The organism is Vibrio sp. 1F263 (assembly GCF_041439035.1).
GTDB lineage: Bacteria > Pseudomonadota > Gammaproteobacteria > Enterobacterales > Vibrionaceae > Vibrio > Vibrio tasmaniensis_A.
This window is the reverse complement of sequence record NZ_JBGONI010000020.1, coordinates 1-21001: the sequence shown is the minus strand read 5'-3', so window position 1 is coordinate 21001 and position 21001 is coordinate 1. Positions and strand designations below refer to the sequence as shown.

Below are 21001 nucleotides of genomic sequence, written 5' to 3'. Positions count from 1 at the left end.
CCCATACCGGGGAAAAAAACGTATTATTTGCGTAATTCCAGATATGATATCAATTACTCTTAGATTGAGCATTATTTTCCCATCGTTAGGCTTATAACTGTTTAAGGAAAAACATGACCCCATTGGCACTCATCATGATTATTGCTGCCTATTTACTAGGTTCAATCTCTAGTGCGGTCTTGATATGCCGAGTCTTAAGACTTCCTGACCCAAGAACTGTGGGGTCCAATAACCCCGGAGCCACCAATGTGCTTCGCGTGGGCGGTAAAGGCGCCGCAGCGGCCGTTCTGCTTTGTGACATGCTTAAAGGCACCATTCCTGTTTGGCTTGGCTACTACCTCAAGATCGATCCAATCATTTTAGGTGTTGTGGCGATCGCAGCCTGTCTTGGTCATATGTATCCAATATTTTTTCACTTTAAAGGTGGTAAAGGCGTCGCAACCGCACTCGGAGCTATCGCCCCAATTGGATTCGATCTAACGGGCATGATCATGGCGACCTGGTTGGTTGTGGCATTTTTGTTTCGTTATTCTTCTTTAGCTGCACTGGTTACAGTGTTGCTCGCACCTTTCTACGCTTGGTTAGTCAAACCTCAATACACACTGCCTGTGGCCATGTTGTGTTGTTTGATCGTCCTACGTCACCATCAGAATATCCGCCGCCTACTCGATGGCAGCGAACCAAAACTCGGGCAAAAAAAATCGGCTTAAACTGTCATGTTTAAGCCGAACCATTTTTTAAACTAAGATACGTTTAAACCGACGCTAGTCTAATTCGGTCAATACCATTCGTTCTTTCATTGCTTACAGCAGATGTTTATCTAAAAACGTCTTCAGCATTGTGTTCACAAACTCTGGTTGCTCTAGCGAACTAATGTGACCAGCACCAGGAATCACCACTAACTCACTGCCCGTAATGCAATCGTGCATTAGGTATGACTCTAGTGCCGGACGTGGCTTATCTTCTTGTCCAACGGCAATCAAAACAGGCAGTGCAAAGTTCTCTACCGCTTCAATCATATCGCGACGCCCAAACACCATTCGACCGATTCGAGCCACTTCTTCAGCGTTCTCACCCTTAAGAGCTGATAATTTCTGAGTAAAGCCTTCCACTAAAGTTGGCGTGTTTGTTTGAGCATCATTTGCAAAGAACAATGGAACAACCGCTTCAACAATCGGTTGAGGAACCATCTTGGTTTGAGTAATGGTGTCTAACATGCTGAAGTATTTAGCATGAGCAACTTCTGGTTCTAAACCAACAAAGGTATCCATTAGAACTAAAGATTTAATACGTGCAGGTGCAAGTTCCGCTAACTCGGTTCCCCACATACCGCCAACCGATAAGCCAACCACAGAGAATTCTTCGATTTCTAAATAATCAAGCAGAGCCAAAACGTGCTGAGCGTAATCTTTCAAGTTACGCATCGAAGCTGGTGCAGCTTGTGACTCACCATGAGACCAAAGCTCTGGAACAATACAGCGATACTGAGTTTGTAATGCATCGATCTGCGGCTTCCACATTGCACTGTCCCAAAGGTAGCTGTGGCCTAATACAACAACAGGGCCTTGACCTTCATCTAGGTACGCCATCGATTGATTGTCTACTGTGAACTTGTTCATTTTCTTCCCTAATCTCTATCAGCAATTATTTATCGACATACAGTCGGTAAGCTAGGATATAAAAACGGCCGCACTCAGCGACCGTTTATCGAAATACTATGGTTTATTTGGCGATTGGTTATGATTAAACAATCGGCTCTAGCTGGTCAATTGGCCAACGCGGTGTGGCATGGACAGATAAATCAGCCGTTTCACCATTCTTCAGGCGCTGCATGCCCGCATAAGCGATCATCGCACCGTTATCTGTACAGAACTCAGTGCGTGGGTAGTACACCTCTCCACCGATTTTCTTGGCTAATGCTTCAAGCTCAACTCGTAGTTGTTTGTTGGCACTCACACCGCCAGCAATCACGATACGTTTCATACCCGTCTCTACCAACGCACGCTTACACTTGATTACCAAGGTCGCACAAACCGCTTCTTGGAACGCATAAGCGATGTCAGCACGAGTTTGGTCATCATTGTCATTAGCACGAATGGTATTTGCCGCGAACGTTTTCAAGCCCGAAAAGCTCATATCTAGACCCGGACGATCGGTCATTGGACGTGGGAACTTAAAACGACCTGGCGTGCCTTTTTCTGCGAGTCGAGATAGCAGTGGACCACCTGGGTAATCTAAGCCCATTAGCTTCGCGGTTTTATCAAACGCTTCACCCGCCGCATCATCAATCGATTCACCAAGAATTCGGTATTCACCAATGCCTTTCACTTCTACCATCATGGTATGACCGCCAGACACCAGCAGAGCAACAAATGGGAATGGTGGAGGATTATCTTCTAGCATTGGCGCAAGAAGGTGACCTTCCATATGGTGCACTGGCACAGCAGGCACGCCCCACGCATAGGCAATACTGCGACCAATCGTTGCGCCCACAAGCAATGCACCAACCAAACCAGGGCCAGCCGTGTAAGCCACGCCATCAATATCTTTCGACGTTAGGTTCGCTTCTGCCAATGCCGCTTTAATCAGTGGAATGGTTTTTTTTACGTGGTCACGCGACGCTAGCTCAGGTACCACACCACCGTAATCGGCGTGCAGCTTTACTTGGCTGTATAACTGATGAGAAAGCAGCCCTTGCTCATCATCATAAATTGCGATTCCTGTTTCATCACAAGAGGTTTCAATACCAATAATGCGCATAATTTTCTCGGCACGCTTTCGTCTAAAATGGGAAATTAGCGCAATATTACCCTGCCTAAGCTCTTCAAACAAATATTGTACAGACTATAATCGACAAAGTGCTTTACAAAGCCACTGTGATCGGATTAAAATTCCGCACCATTTTTGATCAAGCTGGTTAATGACCAAACGCGAATAGAGAGTTAGCTCGATGGGTAACTTCTCTGATTTGGTACTGAATAACCAGCGATAATGAATAACCCCTGAGGTGAAAGGCATATGCCAATAGTTAAAGTACGTGAAAACGAACCGTTCGACGTTGCACTACGTCGTTTCAAGCGCTCTTGTGAAAAAGCAGGTATCCTTTCTGAAGTGCGTCGTCGTGAGCATTACGAAAAGCCAACTACAGTTCGCAAACGCGCTAAAGCAGCAGCTCAAAAGCGTCACGCTAAAAAGCTAGCTCGCGAAAACGCACGTCGCGTTCGTCTGTACTAATAACTTAATCCATAAGGACTGAGTTATGGCTCTTATTGAACAACTCAAAGAAGAGCAAAAATTAGCGATGAAAGCCAAGGACAAAGCGCGCCTTGGCACTATCCGCTTAGCTCTTTCAGCAATTAAGCAACGTGAAGTTGACGAACGGATCACTCTGAACGACGACGACATTATTGCTATATTAGTTAAAATGGTTAAGCAACGTCGCGATTCTGTTGCTCAATATGAATCGGCAAATCGTCAAGATCTTGCTGACGTGGAAAAAGCAGAAATTACGGTACTTGAAGGCTTTATGCCTCAACCGCTAACTGAAGAAGAAGTTATTGCACTACTTGATAGCGCAATTGCAGAAGCTCAACCTGCGGGCATGCAAGACATGGGTAAAGTAATGGCTATCTTGAAACCACAAATTCAAGGGCGTGCAGATATGGGTAAAGTTAGTGGTTTAGTTCGTTCTAAACTCGCTTAATCCCAAATCAAATTGCAACAAGCCGTGCAATCCTTCGGAACGCACGGCTTGTTTGTATCTGTAACCTATTCAAACTATTATTATTCACACTCTCAGTTAGTGCATTTTTCTAAGGTTTTATGGCAGGACACATCCCGCGTAGTTTCATCGATGATCTCCTAGCGCGTCTCGACATTGTCGATATTGTGGACGCACGCGTGAAACTTAAGAAAAAAGGCAAAAACTATGGTGCTTGTTGCCCATTTCACAACGAAAAGACCCCTTCTTTCAGCGTAAGCCAAGAAAAACAGTTTTATCACTGCTTTGGTTGTGGCGTACACGGCAATGCTATCGACTTCATTATGGAGTTCGAACGTCTCGATTTTGTTGAAGCGATTGAAGAGCTGGCCTCATTTTTAGGCCTTGATGTTCCTAGAGAACAGCGCAGCGGTGAAATATCTACGGCGCCAAGAGCCAACAGCGAACAAAAACGTAACCTCTACGATTTGATGGGCGGCATCAGTAATTTTTACCGCTCTCAGCTGAAAATTTCAGCTAACAAACCTGCGATTGATTACCTAAAAAATCGCGGTCTTTCTGGTGAAATCGTACAGAAGTTTGGCATTGGCTACGTCGCTGATGAATGGGACTTGGTTCGTAAGAACTTTGGCCAACAAAAAGAAGCCCAAGACATGCTCGTTACTGGCGGCATGTTGATAGAAAACGATAAAGGCAACCGATACGATCGATTCCGTGGACGCGTGATGTTCCCGATTCGTGACCGTCGAGGCCGAGTGATCGGGTTTGGTGGTCGTGTCTTAGAAGACGGCACACCGAAATACCTGAACTCACCAGAAACGCCTATCTTCCATAAAGGCAAAGAGCTTTACGGCCTTTATGAAGTGCTGCAAGCCTACCGTGAACCGCCGCAAATACTTGTGGTTGAAGGTTACATGGATGTCGTGGCATTAGCGCAATATGGTGTTGATTACTCAGTGGCATCACTGGGCACCTCGACAACCGGTGACCACGTTCAAATGTTGTTCCGCCAAACCAGCACAGTGGTTTGTTGTTACGACGGTGACCGAGCAGGTAAAGAAGCGGCGTGGCGCGCACTCGAAAATACACTTGAATACCTGAAAACAGGTAACACGCTCAAGTTTCTGTTCTTGCCAGACGGTGAAGACCCAGACAGCTATATTAGAGAACACGGTCAGGCTGCTTTCGAACAGCTCGTCCACAATGCGACACCGCTTTCTACTTACTTGTTCGATAATCTTATTGAGATACACAAGTTGAACTTGGGAACAACGGAAGGGAAGTCGGCACTGCGAGCACACGCAAGCGCCTTGATTAACAAAATCCCTGACAGTTATTTCCAAGAACTGCTCGAAAAATTATTGGATGAGCGTACTGGTTTTGATAACCAACTGAGACGAGCTCGTGTTCATACTAAGAACCCGACACCTCAACCGCACAAAGAACTAAAACGCACTCCAATGCGAGAAGTTATCGCTTTGCTTATCCAAAATCCGAGCTATGCTGATATGGTACCGGATTTATCAAGTGTCAAAGGCTTACAGTTGCCTGGACTAAGTTTATTCGTCGAAGTACTTGATAAATGCCATGCGCATCCCCATATCAACACAGGCCAATTATTAGAGCATTGGCGACACAATAAACATGAGGCGCTTCTGTCTCGTCTCGCGAGCTGGGAAATCCCCCTCGACGAAGACAATCAAGAAGACATATTTTTAGACTCATTGGACAATATCCTTGCCCAGTGCGTTGAAAAACAAATTGAAAACCTGCAGGCCAAAGCAAGAAGTGTCGGTTTATCAGCCGAAGAAAAAAGGGAGCTACTAGCTTTAATGCTAGATCTAAAAGCGTAACCCTGTTTGATTAGTCAGCATTTAATAAATTTGTTAACATAATTGGTTTGCATTTGAGAATGCAACGTCCTTCACCAGACCTGAAGTTGGATATCATCTATGGATCAAAATCCGCAGTCACAGCTAAAATTACTTGTTATTAAAGGCAAGGAACAAGGCTATCTGACCTACGCCGAAGTAAACGACCACCTACCTGCAGAAATCGTGGATTCTGAACAGGTAGAAGACATCATTCAAATGATCAATGACATGGGTATCAAGGTAGTAGAAACTGCACCTGACGCTGATGATCTAGCACTTAATGATGACGATGCCAATATAGATGAAGATGCAGCTGAAGCTGCTGCTGCTGCGCTGTCAAGCGTAGAAAGCGAGATTGGCCGTACAACTGACCCAGTTCGTATGTACATGCGTGAAATGGGTACAGTTGAACTACTGACTCGTGAAGGCGAAATCGACATTGCGAAGCGTATTGAAGATGGTATCAATACTGTTCAATTATCTGTAGCAGAGTACCCAGGCACTATTCCATACATCTTGGAACAGTTTGACCGCGTACTCGCTGAAGAGATTCGTTTAACAGATCTAATCAATGGCTTTGTTGACCCAGACGACGATGGCACAGCTGCGCCAACGGCGACTCACATCGGTTCAGAACTTGCTAAAACTGATCTAGAAGACGAAGACAAAGAAGAAGCAGAAGACGACGAGGAAGAAGAAGAGGAAGATACAGGTATTGATCCTGAGCTTGCTCTTGAGAAGTTCACAGCACTTCGCACTAGCTACCAAAACCGTCAACTCGCAATCAATGAATACGGCCATGAAAGTCCGAAAGCCACACTTGCAACGACAATGATGCAAGACGTATTCAAAGAGTTCCGTCTAACGCCAAAACAGTTCGATTACCTAGTAAACGAACTGCGTACTTCAATGGATCGCGTACGTACTCAAGAACGCCTAATCATGCGTCAAACGGTTGAGTACGGCAAAATGCCGAAGAAATCTTTCATTGCTCTATTTACTGGTAATGAATCTAGCGAAGCATGGTTGGACGAAGTTCTTGCTTCAGACAAACCATACGCTGAAAAGATCAAACGTAACGAACACGACATCCGTCGTTCTATCCAAAAGCTGGATATAATCGAACGTGAAACGTCTCTTACTGTTCAAAGCATTAAAGATATCAGCCGTCGTATGTCTATCGGTGAAGCGAAAGCTCGTCGTGCTAAGAAAGAGATGGTTGAAGCGAACTTACGTCTAGTAATCTCGATTGCTAAGAAGTACACAAACCGTGGTCTACAATTCCTGGATCTAATCCAAGAAGGTAACATCGGTCTGATGAAAGCAGTAGATAAGTTTGAATACCGTCGTGGTTACAAGTTCTCTACTTACGCTACGTGGTGGATCCGTCAAGCAATCACTCGTTCGATTGCCGACCAAGCTCGTACTATCCGTATTCCGGTTCACATGATCGAAACGATCAACAAACTAAACCGTATCTCTCGTCAAATGCTACAAGAGATGGGTCGTGAACCACTTCCGGAAGAGTTGGCTGAGCGCATGCAAATGCCTGAAGACAAGATCCGTAAAGTACTGAAAATCGCTAAAGAGCCTATCTCAATGGAGACACCAATCGGTGACGACGAAGATTCGCACCTAGGTGATTTCATCGAGGATACAACGCTAGAACTGCCTTTAGACTCTGCAACGGCAACAAGCCTGCGCGGCGCAACTAAAGACGTTCTTGCAGGCCTAACGCCTCGTGAAGCGAAAGTACTGCGTATGCGTTTCGGTATCGACATGAACACTGACCACACTCTAGAAGAAGTGGGTAAGCAGTTCGACGTTACTCGTGAACGTATCCGTCAGATCGAAGCAAAAGCACTGCGTAAACTTCGTCACCCAAGCCGCTCAGAAACTCTGCGTAGCTTCCTAGACGAGTAATTACACACTTTAGTGTGGTTAGCTTTTAAGCATAAAATAAAAAAGGTGAGCGTTGGCTCACCTTTTTTGTGCCTATATGATTTAAGTGGCTAAGATGTAAGCGGAATTGCCCCTCATAGTGTCTAGACACCAATGAATGCTTCCCCTATAATCTATGCCCTACGGCCCCTTAGCTCAGTGGTTAGAGCGCACGACTCATAATCGTTCGGTCCCCAGTTCAAATCTGGGAGGGGCCACCAAATTAGAAAAGCCAGAACAGTTCACACTGCTCTGGCTTTTTGCTTTTCTGAAGCTGTACAACTCACCGCTGTATTTCCTACAAATAACGAATTGTCCCACACGCAATTCCAATTCCCTCTCTGTGACTAAATATACTTTTCTTTTATAAAAAAATCGGCAATATGAGAGTACACAAATCATTCAATAGTTCAGGGAAGACTCATGAAAGACGAAACGCTCTCGATTCACTTCGGCTACGAAACTGATCCAACAACCAAATCAGTTGCGACCCCTATTTACCAAACCGTTGCTTACGAATTCGATGACGCACAACACGGTGCAGACCTGTTTAATCTTGCGGTACCCGGTAATATCTACACTCGCATAATGAACCCAACCAATGATGTGTTGGAAAAACGCATGGCAGCCTTAGAGGGTGGTATTGCAGGCTTAGTGGTGAGTGCGGGCAGCGCGGCGATCAACTACGCCATTCAAACGTTGGCACAAATCGGTGACAACATCGTTTCAACGCCTCAGCTTTACGGCGGTACTTACACTCTATTTGCTCACATGCTGCCAAACCAAGGGATAGAAGTTCGCTTTGCCAAAGACGACAAACCTGAAAGCTTAGCGGCACTGATTGATGAAAAAACCAAAGCGGTTTACTGCGAAAGTATCGGTAACCCCGCTGGTAATATTATCGACTTAGAACGAGTTGCTGAGCTTGCTCACGCACAAGGTGTACCTGTGATTGTCGATAACACGGTGGCGACACCTGTGTTGTGTAAACCTATCGATTTTGGTGCTGATATTGTGGTGCACTCACTCACCAAATACGTTGGTGGTCACGGAACAACATTGGGTGGCGTGATTGTCGACTCAGGCAAATTCCCATGGGCAGAGCACAAAGATCGCTTCCCAGTATTTAATCAGCCAGAACCTTCTTACCACGGTGTGGTGTACACCGAGGCTTTTGGTGAAGCCGCGTTTATTGGTCGTGCTCGAACGGTTCCACTACGTAATACAGGCGCTGCACTGTCGCCTATGAATGCCTTCATGCTAATGCAAGGTCTAGAAACGTTGTCGTTACGCATGGAGCGACACACAGAGAACGCACTAAAAGTAGCAGAGTACCTTCAGCAACATGAGAAAGTGAGTTGGGTGAGCTACGCTGGTTTACCAACGTCTGAGTTCTATCCGCTGGCTGAGAAATACATGCAAGGTAAGCCGTCTGCCATTTTATCTTTTGGCTTGAAAGATGGTTATGAAGCCGGTGTTCGTTTCTATGATGCGCTACAAATATTCAAGCGCTTGGTGAACATTGGCGATGCAAAATCTCTCGCTTGTCACCCTGCTTCTACAACACACCGTCAACTAAGCGAAGCGGAACAAAAGCAAGCAGGTGTGTCACCAGAGATGATTCGCCTCTCAGTCGGTATTGAGCACATTGACGATATCTTGGCTGACCTAGAGCAAGCACTTAGCGCTTAATGCTTAATGCTTAATGCTTAATGCTTAATGACGCTACAGCTAGCTCTAACACGAATCGTTAACTAGCAGACACAAAAAAGCCCATCACAGGATGGGCTTCTTATTATCTAATTTTCTTAGATAAGCTAACGATTACTCAACAGTAACCGCTTTCGCAAGGTTACGAGGTTGGTCAACATCGGTACCTTTGATTAGCGCTACGTGGTAAGACAGCAGCTGCATTGGTACTGTGTAGTAGATAGGTGCTGTTACTTCACTTACATGAGGCATCTTGATGATCTTCATGTTCTCATCGCTTTCAAAGCCTGCATCTTCATCTGCGAATACGTAAAGTAGACCGCCACGAGCACGTACTTCTTCAACGTTTGATTTCAGCTTCTCTAGCAAGTCGTTGCTTGGTGCAATAACGACGACTGGCATATCTGCATCGATAAGAGCCAAAGGACCGTGCTTAAGCTCACCAGCCGCGTATGCTTCTGCGTGGATGTAAGAGATCTCTTTCAGTTTCAGAGACGCTTCCATCGCGATTGGGTAGAACTCACCACGACCCAAGAATAGTGTGTGGTGCTTATCAGCAAAATCAGGAGCCAGTGCTTCGATCTCTTTATCAAATGCCAATGCTTTTTCAATATCAGCAGGCAATTGATGCAGTGCTTGAACGATTTCCGCTTCTTTCTCTTCATTGATGCGACCTTGTAGACGACCAATTGAAGTCACCATCATCAACATAGCCGCTAGCTGTGTTGTGAAGGCTTTAGTTGAAGCAACACCGATTTCAGTTCCTGCGCGAGTCATGAAGGCAAAATCAGATTCACGAACTAACGAAGAACCTGCAACGTTACAGATTGTCATTGCTGACATGTAACCCTTCTCTTTTGCAAGACGAAGTGCAGCAAGCGTATCCGCCGTTTCACCAGACTGAGACAGAGTCACCAATAGGCTATTCGGACGAACAACGAAATCACGGTAACGGAATTCAGAAGCAATCTCTACGTCACAGCTTACGCCTGCTAGAGATTCAAACCAGTAACGCGCAGCCATGCCTGAATTGTAAGACGTACCACATGCGATGATCTGTACGTGTTCAACCTTGCTTAGGATCTCTTCCGCTTTAACACCAATCGCGTTAGTGATAACCGAAGTGTCAGAGATACGGCCTTCCATTGTGTTGATCAGCGCTGTTGGCTGCTCAAAGATCTCTTTCTGCATGAAGTGACGGTATTGACCTTTGTCACCTGCATCGTGTTCTGCGTTTGATTCAACGATTTCACGCTCAACACGCTCACCCGCCACATCAAATACCGTAACATCACGACGAGTTACCTCAGCAACATCCCCCTCTTCTAGGTACATGAAGCGACGAGTCACGCTTAATAGTGCTAGTTGGTCAGAAGCAAGGAAGTTCTCGCCCACACCAAAACCGATAACGATTGGGCTACCAGAACGAGCAACAACGATACGGCTAGGATCTTTGCGATCAACCGCTACTGTGCCGTATGCACCGTCTAATTGTTTGGCTGTTTTTTGCAGAGCTTCAACCAAAGAAGCTGACGTGCGAAGTTCCCACTCAACTAAGTGAGCGATAACTTCAGTATCTGTTTGTGAAGTAAACACGTAGCCACGCTCTTGCAGCAGAGCGCGCAGTGTTTCGTGGTTTTCGATAATGCCATTGTGTACAACAGCAATATCGCCAGACATGTGTGGATGTGCGTTTGCTTCTGAAGGCTCACCGTGTGTCGCCCAACGTGTATGCGCAATACCAGTACCGCCAATGACATGTTGTTGATCGACTGCGTCTGCTAGCTCTTGTACTTTACCAAGGCGGCGTACACGAGTTAGGTTAGATTCGCTATCAACTACAGCGACACCCGCTGAATCGTAGCCTCGGTATTCTAGGCGGCGAAGGCCTTCTACTAAAATTTCAGCTACATCACGCTGTGCTACTGCACCAACAATTCCACACATAGTTTCACTCCATCAATTTCGTTTTATTCCTATTGGCAGCAAGCAAAGGCCAGATCTTTATTAAGATCAATTATAGGAAGGTAAATGCATAATACTTAAATTTGTTTTTACGCTGGATCGGTCAGGATCACTCGAACATCATGTGATTCGATACTTGCTTTGGATTCTTCGCCTAAGTCTGTATCGGTAATTAAGATGTCAATATGTTCCCATGCCAGCTCTAAGTTCGGGATCTTTCGTCCCACCTTTTCCGACTCAACCATCACGATCACTTCTCGTGACACTTCAGCCATTACTTTACTTAGACCAACCAATTCATTGAACGTGGTTGTGCCTCTATCAAGGTCGATACCATCAGCCCCGATAAATAGTTGATCAAAATCGTAAGCTCGAAATACTGATTCTGCGACTTTGCCTTGAAAAGAATCCGAATGGGTATCCCAAGTGCCGCCGGTCATTAGCAGTGTTGGTTCGCTTTCCAACTCATTAAGTGCATTAGCAACGTGCAACGAGTTGGTCATCACAACCAAACCACGCTTGCTATTGAGCTGCTGAATTAGCGCCCCTGTCGTGCTACCGCTATCGATCACAATGCGATTATGGTCGCGAATTAAATCTGCAGCGGCTTTCGCTAATGAAATCTTTCGAGTCGAAACTTGTGGACCCAGTTCTTCGTTCACAACCTCTTTCGGTAATGAAATCGCACCACCATAACGGCGCAAAAGCTGACCGTTTTTCTCTAAAGACGCTAAGTCCTTTCTAATCGTGACCTCTGAGGTTTCGAATTTAGCGGATAGTTCATCAACACTAACCTCCCCCTTTTCATTAACGAGGTTAGAAATAGCATGTCTTCTGAGCTGGGTGTTTCGTTTCGACATTTAAAAAAGGCCAGTAAGTTTCGATTTGAAACATATTATAGTTACAACGAAACTATTTAGTCCATTTATTTTGATCCAAAAAATTAATAAATAGCGATAAAACCTTGTCCTAAGACAATTGTTAAGCAGTGATATTGAACTCATTAGGTGGTAGAATCCGCACCCGAAAAGAAAAAAAATTACAAAACTGACTGTTATTTTTTTGCAACTTACCGCCTATATAGTGGGGTAAGTCACAGAAAACCGATATTGAATCAAAATCTTTTGGTCATAAAATGACTAAAATTGATGAAAGACTTACAACTCTGAAGGACATATTGGAAGTCCCGCGCTTTTACACAACAGGCACAAAATGTTGATGTAGCGGACCAATCTTCAGAACTTAAATAAATTTCAAATTGTAACAATACTTACCGGAGAGTACCTTCCATGAAAAAGACCAAAATCGTATGTACGATTGGCCCTAAAACTGAATCTGTAGAGAAGCTAACTGAACTAGTAGATGCTGGCATGAACGTTATGCGTCTTAACTTCTCTCACGGTGATTTCGCAGAGCACGGCACTCGTATCGCGAACTTCCGTAAAGTAATGGAAAACAATGGTGAGCAACTTGCGATCCTTCTAGATACTAAAGGTCCAGAAATCCGTACTATCAAACTTGAAGATGGTAACGACGTAGATCTAGTAGCTGGTCAAGAGTTCACTTTCACAACTGACGCAACAGTTGTTGGTAACAAAGACGTAGTAGCAGTAACTTACCTAGGTTTCGCTAAGGACCTAACAGCAGGTAACACTATCCTTGTTGATGATGGCCTAATCGAAATGGAAGTTATCGCAACAACAGAAACTGAAGTTAAGTGTAAAGTTCTTAACAACGGTGCTCTAGGCGAAAACAAAGGTGTTAACCTTCCTGGCGTTTCTGTTCAACTTCCAGCTCTTTCTGAGAAAGACAAAGCTGACCTTAAGTTTGGTTGCGAGCAAGGCGTTGATTTCGTAGCTGCTTCTTTCATTCGTAAAGAAGAAGACGTTAAAGAAATCCGTGAGCTTCTAAACGCTAACGGCGGCGAGAACATCCACATCATTTCTAAGATTGAAAACCAAGAAGGTGTAGATAACTTCGATTCAATCCTTGAAGCTTCTGACGGCATCATGGTTGCTCGTGGTGACCTAGGTGTTGAAATCCCAGCTGAAGAAGTAATCTTCGCTCAGAAGATGATGATCGAGAAGTGTAACCGCGCACGTAAGATGGTTATCACTGCAACTCAAATGCTTGACTCTATGATCAGCAACCCACGTCCAACTCGTGCAGAAGCGGGTGACGTTGCGAACGCAATCATGGATGGTACTGATGCAGTAATGCTTTCTGGTGAAACTGCTAAAGGTAAGTACCCAGTTGAAGCTGTTACTATCATGGCTCAAATCGCGAACCGTACTGATTCAGCTCTTAAAGCTGAGCTAGGTTCTCGTCTAGACAGCCCACGTCTACGCATCACTGAAGCAGTATGTAAAGGCGCTGTAGACACAGCAGAGAAGCTAGCTGCTCCTCTAATCGTTGTTGCAACTGAAGGCGGTAAGTCTGCACGTTCAGTACGTAAATACTTCCCAACTGCAAACATCCTTGCTCTAACAACTAACGAAAAGACAGCTGCACAGCTAGTTCTTACTAAAGGTGTTAAGCCAGTTCTTGTTGACTCTATCGAGAACACAGACGCGTTCTACATCAACGGTAAAGAAATCGCTCTACAATCTGGCCTAGGTAACAAAGGCGACATCGTAGTTATGGTTTCTGGTGCTCTAGTCGCTTCTGGTACTACAAACACAGCATCTGTTCACGTTCTATAAGAATGAACCGATTCGCATAAAATATAAAAGAGGGCTTCGGCCCTCTTTTTTTATGAAACAAAATCTTGCCTAACTTTTCAGTACGCTGTATTATCAATCACATTAGAACTACGTACTGTTAAACTCCAATAAACTCTTCCTAAGAAACGGATTAGCAGACTAGAAATCAAATATACATGAGGTTTGTAATGTCTAGTCCTACGCTTACTGACAAAGTATCAAAGATGATTCGCCAAGATATTCTCAATGGTGAATTAACCCCAGGTAAAAAACTCGTTGTAGCTGATCTCAAAGCACGATACAACGTCGGCGCATCTCCAATTCGCGAAGCCTTAGTGCAGCTATCTTGGAGTAAATACGTAAAGCTAGAGCCACAAAAAGGCTGTTGGGTATCACCGGTATCAAAGAAAGAACTCAATGACCTATATGAAAGCCTTCGTGTTGTCTCTTCTGTTCTGCTTAAAAAGGCAATTTCAGCAGGCGATGAAAGCTGGGAATTGGAAGTATTAACCTCCTACCACAAGCTATCACGCATACAATATGTCTCAGAAGAGTTTGATTGTGTTGAGTGGGAAGAGCGTCACCAGCAATTCCATGCAGCGTTACTTGAAGGCGCAGACTCAGAGAACATGTTTAAGTTCTTTGATGATCTTATCAATCAAGTAAAACGCTACCGCTTCCTAGCGATGTCAGCGAAAAGCGCGACTGATGATCTGTTCAATATTGATGAGCATGAAATGATCATGAAACTAGTACTTGCGAAAAATGTCGATCAAGCGACAGAGCTCTTGGATCAACACCTGTTAAGTTCAATGAAACGAATTGAAGAAGTTATCGAAGCCGCATAATGCCAAGATAGATTCTAACCACATAAAAACGGAGCCTAATAGCTCCGTTTTTTATTTCCAGCATTACGGCTGAACTACCACCCAAAAAACTCTTTGTGATGAGTATTGAGTAGCACAACCATAGGTAAAAAATACAATGCACTCAGTTGAAAGCCAAGAACGGCTAATATACCTATGGTTAACCTCACTAAAAAATCGACAAACATACCACGCCTCTTTCAATCAGACTGTATGGTTATCGTTCAGTTTAGTTCAAATCATCGAGAGCATTAGACTTTAGTCTAATCATATAAACTTTGTGGATAAACGATGCTTACTTCCAGAAAGCAAAACGGCCCAAATTAAGGGCCGTTCGTATCAGTAAAATCGCTATTTTTTCAAACGATTAAATGCTCTGTTTTAGCTTAAAAGCAGCTTTAAATCTTTCTTCGTTAGGCTTTCAACGCTCGTTCACCACGTGCGATGCCAACAACCCCACTTCGAGCCACTTCAAGTACTTCCGTTACTTCAGACAATGCCTGAATGAAAGCATCCAGCTTCTCGCTAGTGCCGGCCATTTGAACCGTATATTGCGAAGCCGTCACATCAACGATTTGACCACGGAATATATCCGCTGTGCGTTTCACTTCAGCGCGAGCAAAGCCGCTAGCGCGTACTTTTACCATCAGAAGTTCACGCTCGATATGCTCAAGCTCAGACACTTCTTGTACCTTAAGTACGTCGATTAACTTGTGTAGCTGTTTTTGGATCTGCTCAAGCTGCATTTCGCTTGAGTTAGTGGTGACATTCAGACGAGAAAGCGTTGGATCATCCGTAGGGGATACATTCAAAGACTCGATGTTGTAGCCACGCTGAGAAAACAAGCCAACCACACGAGATAGTGCACCTGGTTGGTTTTCCATTAATAGTGAAAGGATGTGTCTCATATTATGTTCTCTCCGTTTTGCTTAGCCACATGTTATCCATACCCTCGCCTTTGATCTGCATTGGGTATACGTGCTCGGTGTCATCCACACTAATATCGACAAATACCAAACGGTCTTTCATCGCCAGTGCTTTTTCCAAACCTGATTCCAATTCATCCGGAGATGAAATACGCATGCCAACGTGGCCATAAGCCTCAGCGATAGCAGCAAAATCAGGAACAGAGTCCATATATGAATTAGAGTAACGACCTTGATAAACAATGTCTTGCCACTGTTTTACCATGCCTAAGAAACGGTTGTTAAGATTAATAATCTTAACGGGAATATTGTATTGCAGCGCAGTCGACAGCTCTTGGATATTCATTTGAATACTGCCGTCACCAGTAACAATCACAACTTCTTCATCAGGTTTCGCAAACTTAACGCCCATACCAGCAGGTAAGCCAAAGCCCATCGTGCCTAGACCACCAGAGTTAATCCAACGACGCGGCTTGTCAAACGGGTAGTACAAAGCAGCAAACATTTGGTGTTGACCTACATCCGAAGCAACATAGGCATCGCCATTGGTTACTTTATGCAGTGTTTCAATAACTTGTTGTGGCTTAATTCGACCCGACGTTTTGTCATACGCTAAGCAGTCACGTTCTTGCCACTGTTTAATTTCATTCCACCAGCTTTCCATCGCTTCTGCATCGTTAGTTCCACCTTGCTCAATAAGCAGGTTAACCATGCTTTCTAATACTTTTTCCGCTGAACCTACAATCGGAAGATCCACTTTAACGTTCTTAGAGATAGAAGATGGATCGATATCAATGTGCATGATCTTCGCATCAGGACAGTATTTATCTAGGTTATTGGTCGTTCGATCATCGAAACGTACGCCAATACCAAAGATCAAGTCCGCATTGTGCATCGCCATATTGGCTTCATACAAACCATGCATGCCCAACATACCCAAAGAGTTCTTATGAGTACCAGGGAAAGCGCCAAGCCCCATTAGGGTACTTACCACGGGTAAATTCAGTGCCTCTGCTAATTTTAACAACGGCTTATCTGCCTCAGAAATAACCGCACCACCACCGACATAAAGTACCGGCTTCTTCGCTTCAAGAAGGGCTTTCAGCGCCTTTTTGATCTGACCTTTATGACCCGTAACCGTTGGGTTATATGAACGCATTTTGATCGTTTCTGGGTATTCATAAGGAAGCTTAATTTGTGGGTTTAAAATGTCTTTTGGCAGATCAATAACCACAGGACCTGGACGTCCTGTCGTTGAAATATAGAATGCTTTTTTAACGACTTCAGGGATATCTTCCGCTTTCTTAACGAGGAAGCTGTGTTTAACGATCGGGCGTGATACACCAACGATGTCACACTCTTGGAAGGCGTCGTTACCAATAAGGTTATTTGGTACGTTACCAGAAATAACAATCATTGGGATTGAGTCCATGTAGGCTGTTGCAATACCAGTAACGGTATTGGTCGCACCTGGACCAGAACACACAAGTACTACACCCGGCTTACCGGTAGAACGAGTATAGCCATCTGCCATGTGGGTAGCGGCTTGTTCGTGTCGTACTAATACGTGTTTAATTTCAGCAGTTTTAGCATGCAGCGCATCGTAGATATCAAGTACAGAACCACCTGGATAACCAAAGATTTGTTCTACACCCTCTTCAATTAGAGACTGCACCACCATCTCAGCGCCGGATAACATTTCAGCGCCGGATGACATGGCTGTTTCAGGTTTTGTTGTCATATTGCTCTCCTCACCAGTTTCCAATCACATTTGGTGAACATGTTGGGCTGGTTTTTCATAGTCTAGGGCTTATTCGTAGCCTAATTCGAAATACTTCCACTTTTTCGGCTATGGCTGTCTGTTGTGATAACAACAAACAGTAATACGAAACAACTTTAACGCTTTATTATCATCTGGTCTAACGCCTGTTATTCGGCAACTGTGCCAAAAAACCAACTATTAGCTCAAAGCATCAAATAAAACCCAATACAGGCTTTCACACCAGGTTTAAACACTGCCTACTTGATAAAAAAAAGCACTTAATATTTCAACAGTTCGCTATTTATCGATAAACAGCGAGCTTGTTGGTGTGCGCTTTCGCACATTGTGCTGTGTCATTAGATACAAAAAATCCCCCTAAAAATGCAATCACATTCGTAGGGGGATTTTTAAACAACTGAAAATTTATCTAAACAGAAAACTACTTATCTTTAGGCTTTTCGTTGTACATTTCTTCGATTTCGTCTTGATACTTATCGTTAATAACCTTACGACGCAGTTTCTGGGTCGGTGTTAGCTCACCATCATCCATAGAAAACGCTTTTGGCAGCAACTTAAACTTCTTCACTTGCTCAAACTTCGCTAGCTCTTGTTGTAAGTCATTCACACGCTTCTCTAGCATCTCTACTATTTGGTGATTTTTAACAAGTTCCACACGGTCATGATATTTGATATTAAGCTCTTTGGCATACTCTTCTAGCGAGTCATAACAAGGAACAATCAGTGCAGAAACGAATTTGCGCGTATCAGCGATAACAGCAATCTGCTCGATAAAGTGATCTTTACCAATTGCGCCTTCAACCACTTGCGGTGCAATGTACTTACCGCCAGAAGTCTTCATTAATTCTTTGATGCGATCAGTAATGAATAGATTACCATTTTCATCAAAATGACCCGCATCACCCGTTTTCAGGAAACCATGCTCGTCAAATGTCTTAGCTGTCTCTTCTGGCATCTTGTAGTAGCCACGCATCACCATTGGGCCACGAACAAGGATCTCATCCTTAGCGCCAATTTTCACTTCAGCGCCCGGCATCGACATACCGATCGAATCAGGGTTAAAACAACGGTCATCCCAGCACGATACTGTTGCCGTGGTTTCTGTCATGCCGTAGCCAAGTTTTACATTGATACCAATCGCGTGGAAGAAGCGACCAATGGTTTCATCAAGCTTCGCGCCACCACATGGCATGAAGTTGATGTTACCACCTAACAGAGCTCGCAGTTTAGATAACACAAGCTTGTCAGCAAGCGCATGGCTCTTCTTCAGCATGAATGATGGTGTACGACCTTCTTGATGACAAACAGAAAGCTTCGCGCCCATGTTCACCGCCCAAGTAAAGAGTACTTTACGAATAAACGGTGCTTTAGATACTTTCTCGTGAATCGCTGAGAAAATCTTCTCGTAGAAGCGAGGAACAGCAGACATAACCGTTGGTTTAACATCACTCAATGCATCACGAACTTGCATGGTGTCTTGCAAATAGCAGTTGATTGCGCCTTTATAAAGGACATAGAAAGTCCAAGCGCGCTCAAATACATGTGATAGAGGTAAGAAACACAATGAGACGTCGTCTTTGCTTAAGCTGAGACGCTCATCATGGCCTTTTAGTTGATAGCCAACATTAGTGTAATCAAGCATTACACCTTTAGGCTGGCCCGTTGTACCAGAGGTATAGATAAGCGTCAGTAAGTCATCCATGCTGGCATCCGCAAGACGAACATCAAGCTCAGCTCGCTGCTCTTCAACACCACGAGCCATGAACTCTTTCCAAGAGACGGCAAAGCGATGTCCTTGCAGATCGATATCATCAGACATCGCCACAACAACTTCTAGCTGTTCACACTCTTCAAAAAGGCTAACCGCCGCATCGAACTGAGCTTGCTCGCCAACGAATAAGATCTTCACATCTGCATTTTGGATAATGTAAGAAGACTGCGCCGCTGTGTTGGTTGGGTAGATTGGTACCGTTACAAGACGCGCTTGTAAGGATGCGAAGTCAGCCACAGTCCACTGAGGCATATTGTTCGAGAAGATACCGATCTTATCCTGAACTCTCAATCCTTGAGCCAATAGCGCTAATGAAAGCGTATCGATTTGTTGTCCAAATTGTTCCCAGCTAATACCTTGCCATACATTGCCTACTTTGTGCTTCAAAGCTGTACGGTTGCCACCTTGGGCAATTTGGTCACGAAGTCTTTTTACGATATGAAAATCTAAATTGGCCATCTCTTTACCTTTGGCTTACACCTGTAAGCTTTTTTGAGCGCACAAGTGTACCTCTGATCATGGAAAAGGCAACTGATGAAGCTCAAAGTTATAAGTAATAGTACGTCTCACGCTAAGTTTTCTATCAACAAAAATAGCAGGTACAAAAAAACCCCAAGCCAGACTCATAGCTTAGGGCTTATAAATCATAGGAATTAGTGTCTAGTTAAGCGCCACTACTTCGCCACAGATCATCATTAACTGATCTCGTAACCAGATGTGTCCTTTGTCCTTTTCACTTGATTCGTGCCAGCTAAGGAAGCCAGAAATCGCCGCATTATCGAATGGGAAATCTAGAATCTGAAGCTGATCTTTGTTTGCTGCATGTTCTACCATCCAACGAGGAGCTATCGTCACAAGTTCAGATTGACCAACAACGTAAAGTACGTTGCTTAAGCTCGTACCTTCGTAGAAAGGTGTGCAATCGAGGTCACGGTAAGCTTGCTCAGAGAAGCTACGTTGACCATGGATGCGAGACAGTTTAGCGTGCTTTTCGTTAAGCAACTCTGCCGCTGAAACTTCACCGTTGATGCGTGGGTGAGAAGCAGAAGCGACCACAACCAATTCATCTTGGAAGATTTCAGTGCTTGAGAAACCTTGCTCATCAAAACGCGAGTAATCAATAACGAAGTCAATTTCTTGGTAACGCATGCGCTCAGAAAGTTGACGGTCAAATTCCGCATCCATGTGCAGATTAACGCTAGGTGCTTGGTCGTTGATTGTCGACATAATCTTAGGTGCAAAACGCATGTCGCAAGGGCTACAAATTGCAAGTTTGAACAAACGAGAAGACGACTCTGGTGAGAATACAGAACTTGGCAATTCGTTGCGTACTAACTGCAGCGCTTGGCGGATTGGGCCAAACAACTGACGAGCACGTTGAGTCGGTTGAATACCACGACCTTGACGCATGAATAGCTCGTCGTTGAACATTACTTTCAAACGAGCAACAGCATTACTTACCGCTGGCTGAGACATGCCCAGATTATGAGCTGCACGTGTAATATTTTGCTCTTGCATAACTGCATCAAATACAGTCAAAAGATTTAAGTCGACTCCACGAAGTGTGCTTTCCATTCTGTAGCTTGCAATTGCACTCATTGCGTCTTTTTTCTCTAACATTCAAGTTGCCTCTTGTCGGTTCGACAGGGTTAAATTGGTAATGGTGTGGGAATAGATAACCACTAATTCTTATATTTATCAGACCGATGTTTTTCGGATTGCCATTACTATTAACCAATAAATCT

The 21001-nt window shown here is 44.3% G+C and carries 16 protein-coding genes and 1 tRNA gene; 9 read left to right on the top strand and 8 right to left on the bottom strand.

Features of this window, described 5'->3' with window-relative positions:
- The first annotated feature begins 113 nt into the window (after positions 1-113).
- The gene (plsY, locus tag ACED25_RS13670) at positions 114-710 is read left to right on the top strand and encodes a glycerol-3-phosphate 1-O-acyltransferase PlsY (RefSeq protein ID WP_009847793.1); all 597 of its coding nucleotides are present in this window, start codon (positions 114-116) and stop codon (positions 708-710) included.
- Between the two features lie 93 nt (positions 711-803).
- Here plsY and ACED25_RS13665 read toward each other — a convergent pair whose 3' ends face one another.
- Both ACED25_RS13665 and tsaD read right to left on the bottom strand, forming a co-directional pair.
- On the bottom strand, positions 804-1619 hold the full coding sequence (locus tag ACED25_RS13665) for an alpha/beta fold hydrolase (RefSeq protein ID WP_371695459.1): 816 nt from the start codon (positions 1617-1619) through the stop codon (positions 804-806).
- A gap of 124 nt (positions 1620-1743) precedes the next feature.
- Positions 1744-2760: a tRNA (adenosine(37)-N6)-threonylcarbamoyltransferase complex transferase subunit TsaD gene (gene tsaD / locus ACED25_RS13660; RefSeq protein WP_009847795.1), complete on the bottom strand. Its 1017-nt coding sequence runs from the start codon at positions 2758-2760 to the stop codon at positions 1744-1746.
- Between the two features lie 258 nt (positions 2761-3018).
- Here tsaD and rpsU point away from each other — a divergent pair, with 258 nt between their 5' ends.
- From rpsU to ACED25_RS13630, 6 genes are all read left to right on the top strand, one after another.
- Positions 3019-3234: a 30S ribosomal protein S21 gene (gene rpsU / locus ACED25_RS13655; RefSeq protein ID WP_004396009.1), complete on the top strand. Its 216-nt coding sequence runs from the start codon at positions 3019-3021 to the stop codon at positions 3232-3234.
- 25 nt (positions 3235-3259) lie between these two features.
- Positions 3260-3703: a GatB/YqeY domain-containing protein gene (locus tag ACED25_RS13650; protein WP_371695458.1), complete on the top strand. Its 444-nt coding sequence runs from the start codon at positions 3260-3262 to the stop codon at positions 3701-3703.
- A gap of 119 nt (positions 3704-3822) precedes the next feature.
- On the top strand, positions 3823-5574 hold the full coding sequence (dnaG, locus tag ACED25_RS13645; RefSeq protein ID WP_371695457.1) for a DNA primase: 1752 nt from the start codon (positions 3823-3825) through the stop codon (positions 5572-5574).
- Positions 5575-5673: 99 nt separating this feature from the next.
- A complete protein-coding gene (gene rpoD, locus ACED25_RS13640) occupies positions 5674-7518 on the top strand; it encodes an RNA polymerase sigma factor RpoD (RefSeq protein WP_009847799.1) in 1845 nt (614 codons plus the stop codon).
- Positions 7519-7681: 163 nt separating this feature from the next.
- Positions 7682-7757 (top strand) — tRNA-Ile (locus ACED25_RS13635).
- A 202-nt stretch (positions 7758-7959) separates the two neighbouring features.
- Positions 7960-9228 (top strand): O-acetylhomoserine aminocarboxypropyltransferase/cysteine synthase family protein, encoded by a 1269-nt coding sequence (locus ACED25_RS13630; RefSeq protein WP_010434545.1) that lies wholly within the window; start codon positions 7960-7962, stop codon positions 9226-9228.
- A gap of 132 nt (positions 9229-9360) precedes the next feature.
- On the opposite strand, the gene glmS is transcribed toward ACED25_RS13630, so the two are convergent.
- A complete protein-coding gene (glmS, locus tag ACED25_RS13625) occupies positions 9361-11193 on the bottom strand; it encodes a glutamine--fructose-6-phosphate transaminase (isomerizing) (RefSeq protein ID WP_004736010.1) in 1833 nt (610 codons plus the stop codon).
- 107 nt (positions 11194-11300) lie between these two features.
- Positions 11301-12071 carry a DeoR/GlpR family DNA-binding transcription regulator gene (locus tag ACED25_RS13620; protein WP_371695456.1) on the bottom strand — a complete coding sequence of 257 codons (771 nt, stop codon included), beginning with the start codon at positions 12069-12071 and terminating at the stop codon, positions 11301-11303.
- A gap of 429 nt (positions 12072-12500) precedes the next feature.
- On the opposite strand from ACED25_RS13620, the gene pykF reads away from it, so the two are divergent.
- Complete coding sequence (gene pykF / locus ACED25_RS13615) at positions 12501-13913, top strand: pyruvate kinase PykF (protein ID WP_012603178.1); 1413 nt, start codon at positions 12501-12503, stop codon at positions 13911-13913.
- A 176-nt stretch (positions 13914-14089) separates the two neighbouring features.
- A complete protein-coding gene (locus ACED25_RS13610) occupies positions 14090-14761 on the top strand; it encodes a GntR family transcriptional regulator (RefSeq protein ID WP_371695455.1) in 672 nt (223 codons plus the stop codon).
- Positions 14762-15192: 431 nt separating this feature from the next.
- On the opposite strand, the gene ilvN is transcribed toward ACED25_RS13610, so the two are convergent.
- The 4 genes from ilvN to leuO form a co-directional block, all read right to left on the bottom strand.
- Positions 15193-15687, bottom strand: a complete 495-nt coding sequence (gene ilvN / locus ACED25_RS13605) for an acetolactate synthase small subunit (protein ID WP_004735875.1) — start codon at positions 15685-15687, stop codon at positions 15193-15195.
- Position 15688: 1 nt separating this feature from the next.
- On the bottom strand, positions 15689-17446 hold the full coding sequence (locus tag ACED25_RS13600; protein WP_371695454.1) for an acetolactate synthase 3 large subunit: 1758 nt from the start codon (positions 17444-17446) through the stop codon (positions 15689-15691).
- A 460-nt stretch (positions 17447-17906) separates the two neighbouring features.
- Positions 17907-19715, bottom strand: coding sequence for a long-chain fatty acid--CoA ligase (locus tag ACED25_RS13595; RefSeq protein WP_371695453.1), 1809 nt, complete (start codon positions 19713-19715; stop codon positions 17907-17909).
- 201 nt (positions 19716-19916) lie between these two features.
- Entirely contained in the window at positions 19917-20876 is a 960-nt protein-coding gene (gene leuO / locus ACED25_RS13590) for a transcriptional regulator LeuO (protein WP_017100430.1), read from the bottom strand.
- Positions 20877-21001 lie beyond the last annotated feature (125 nt).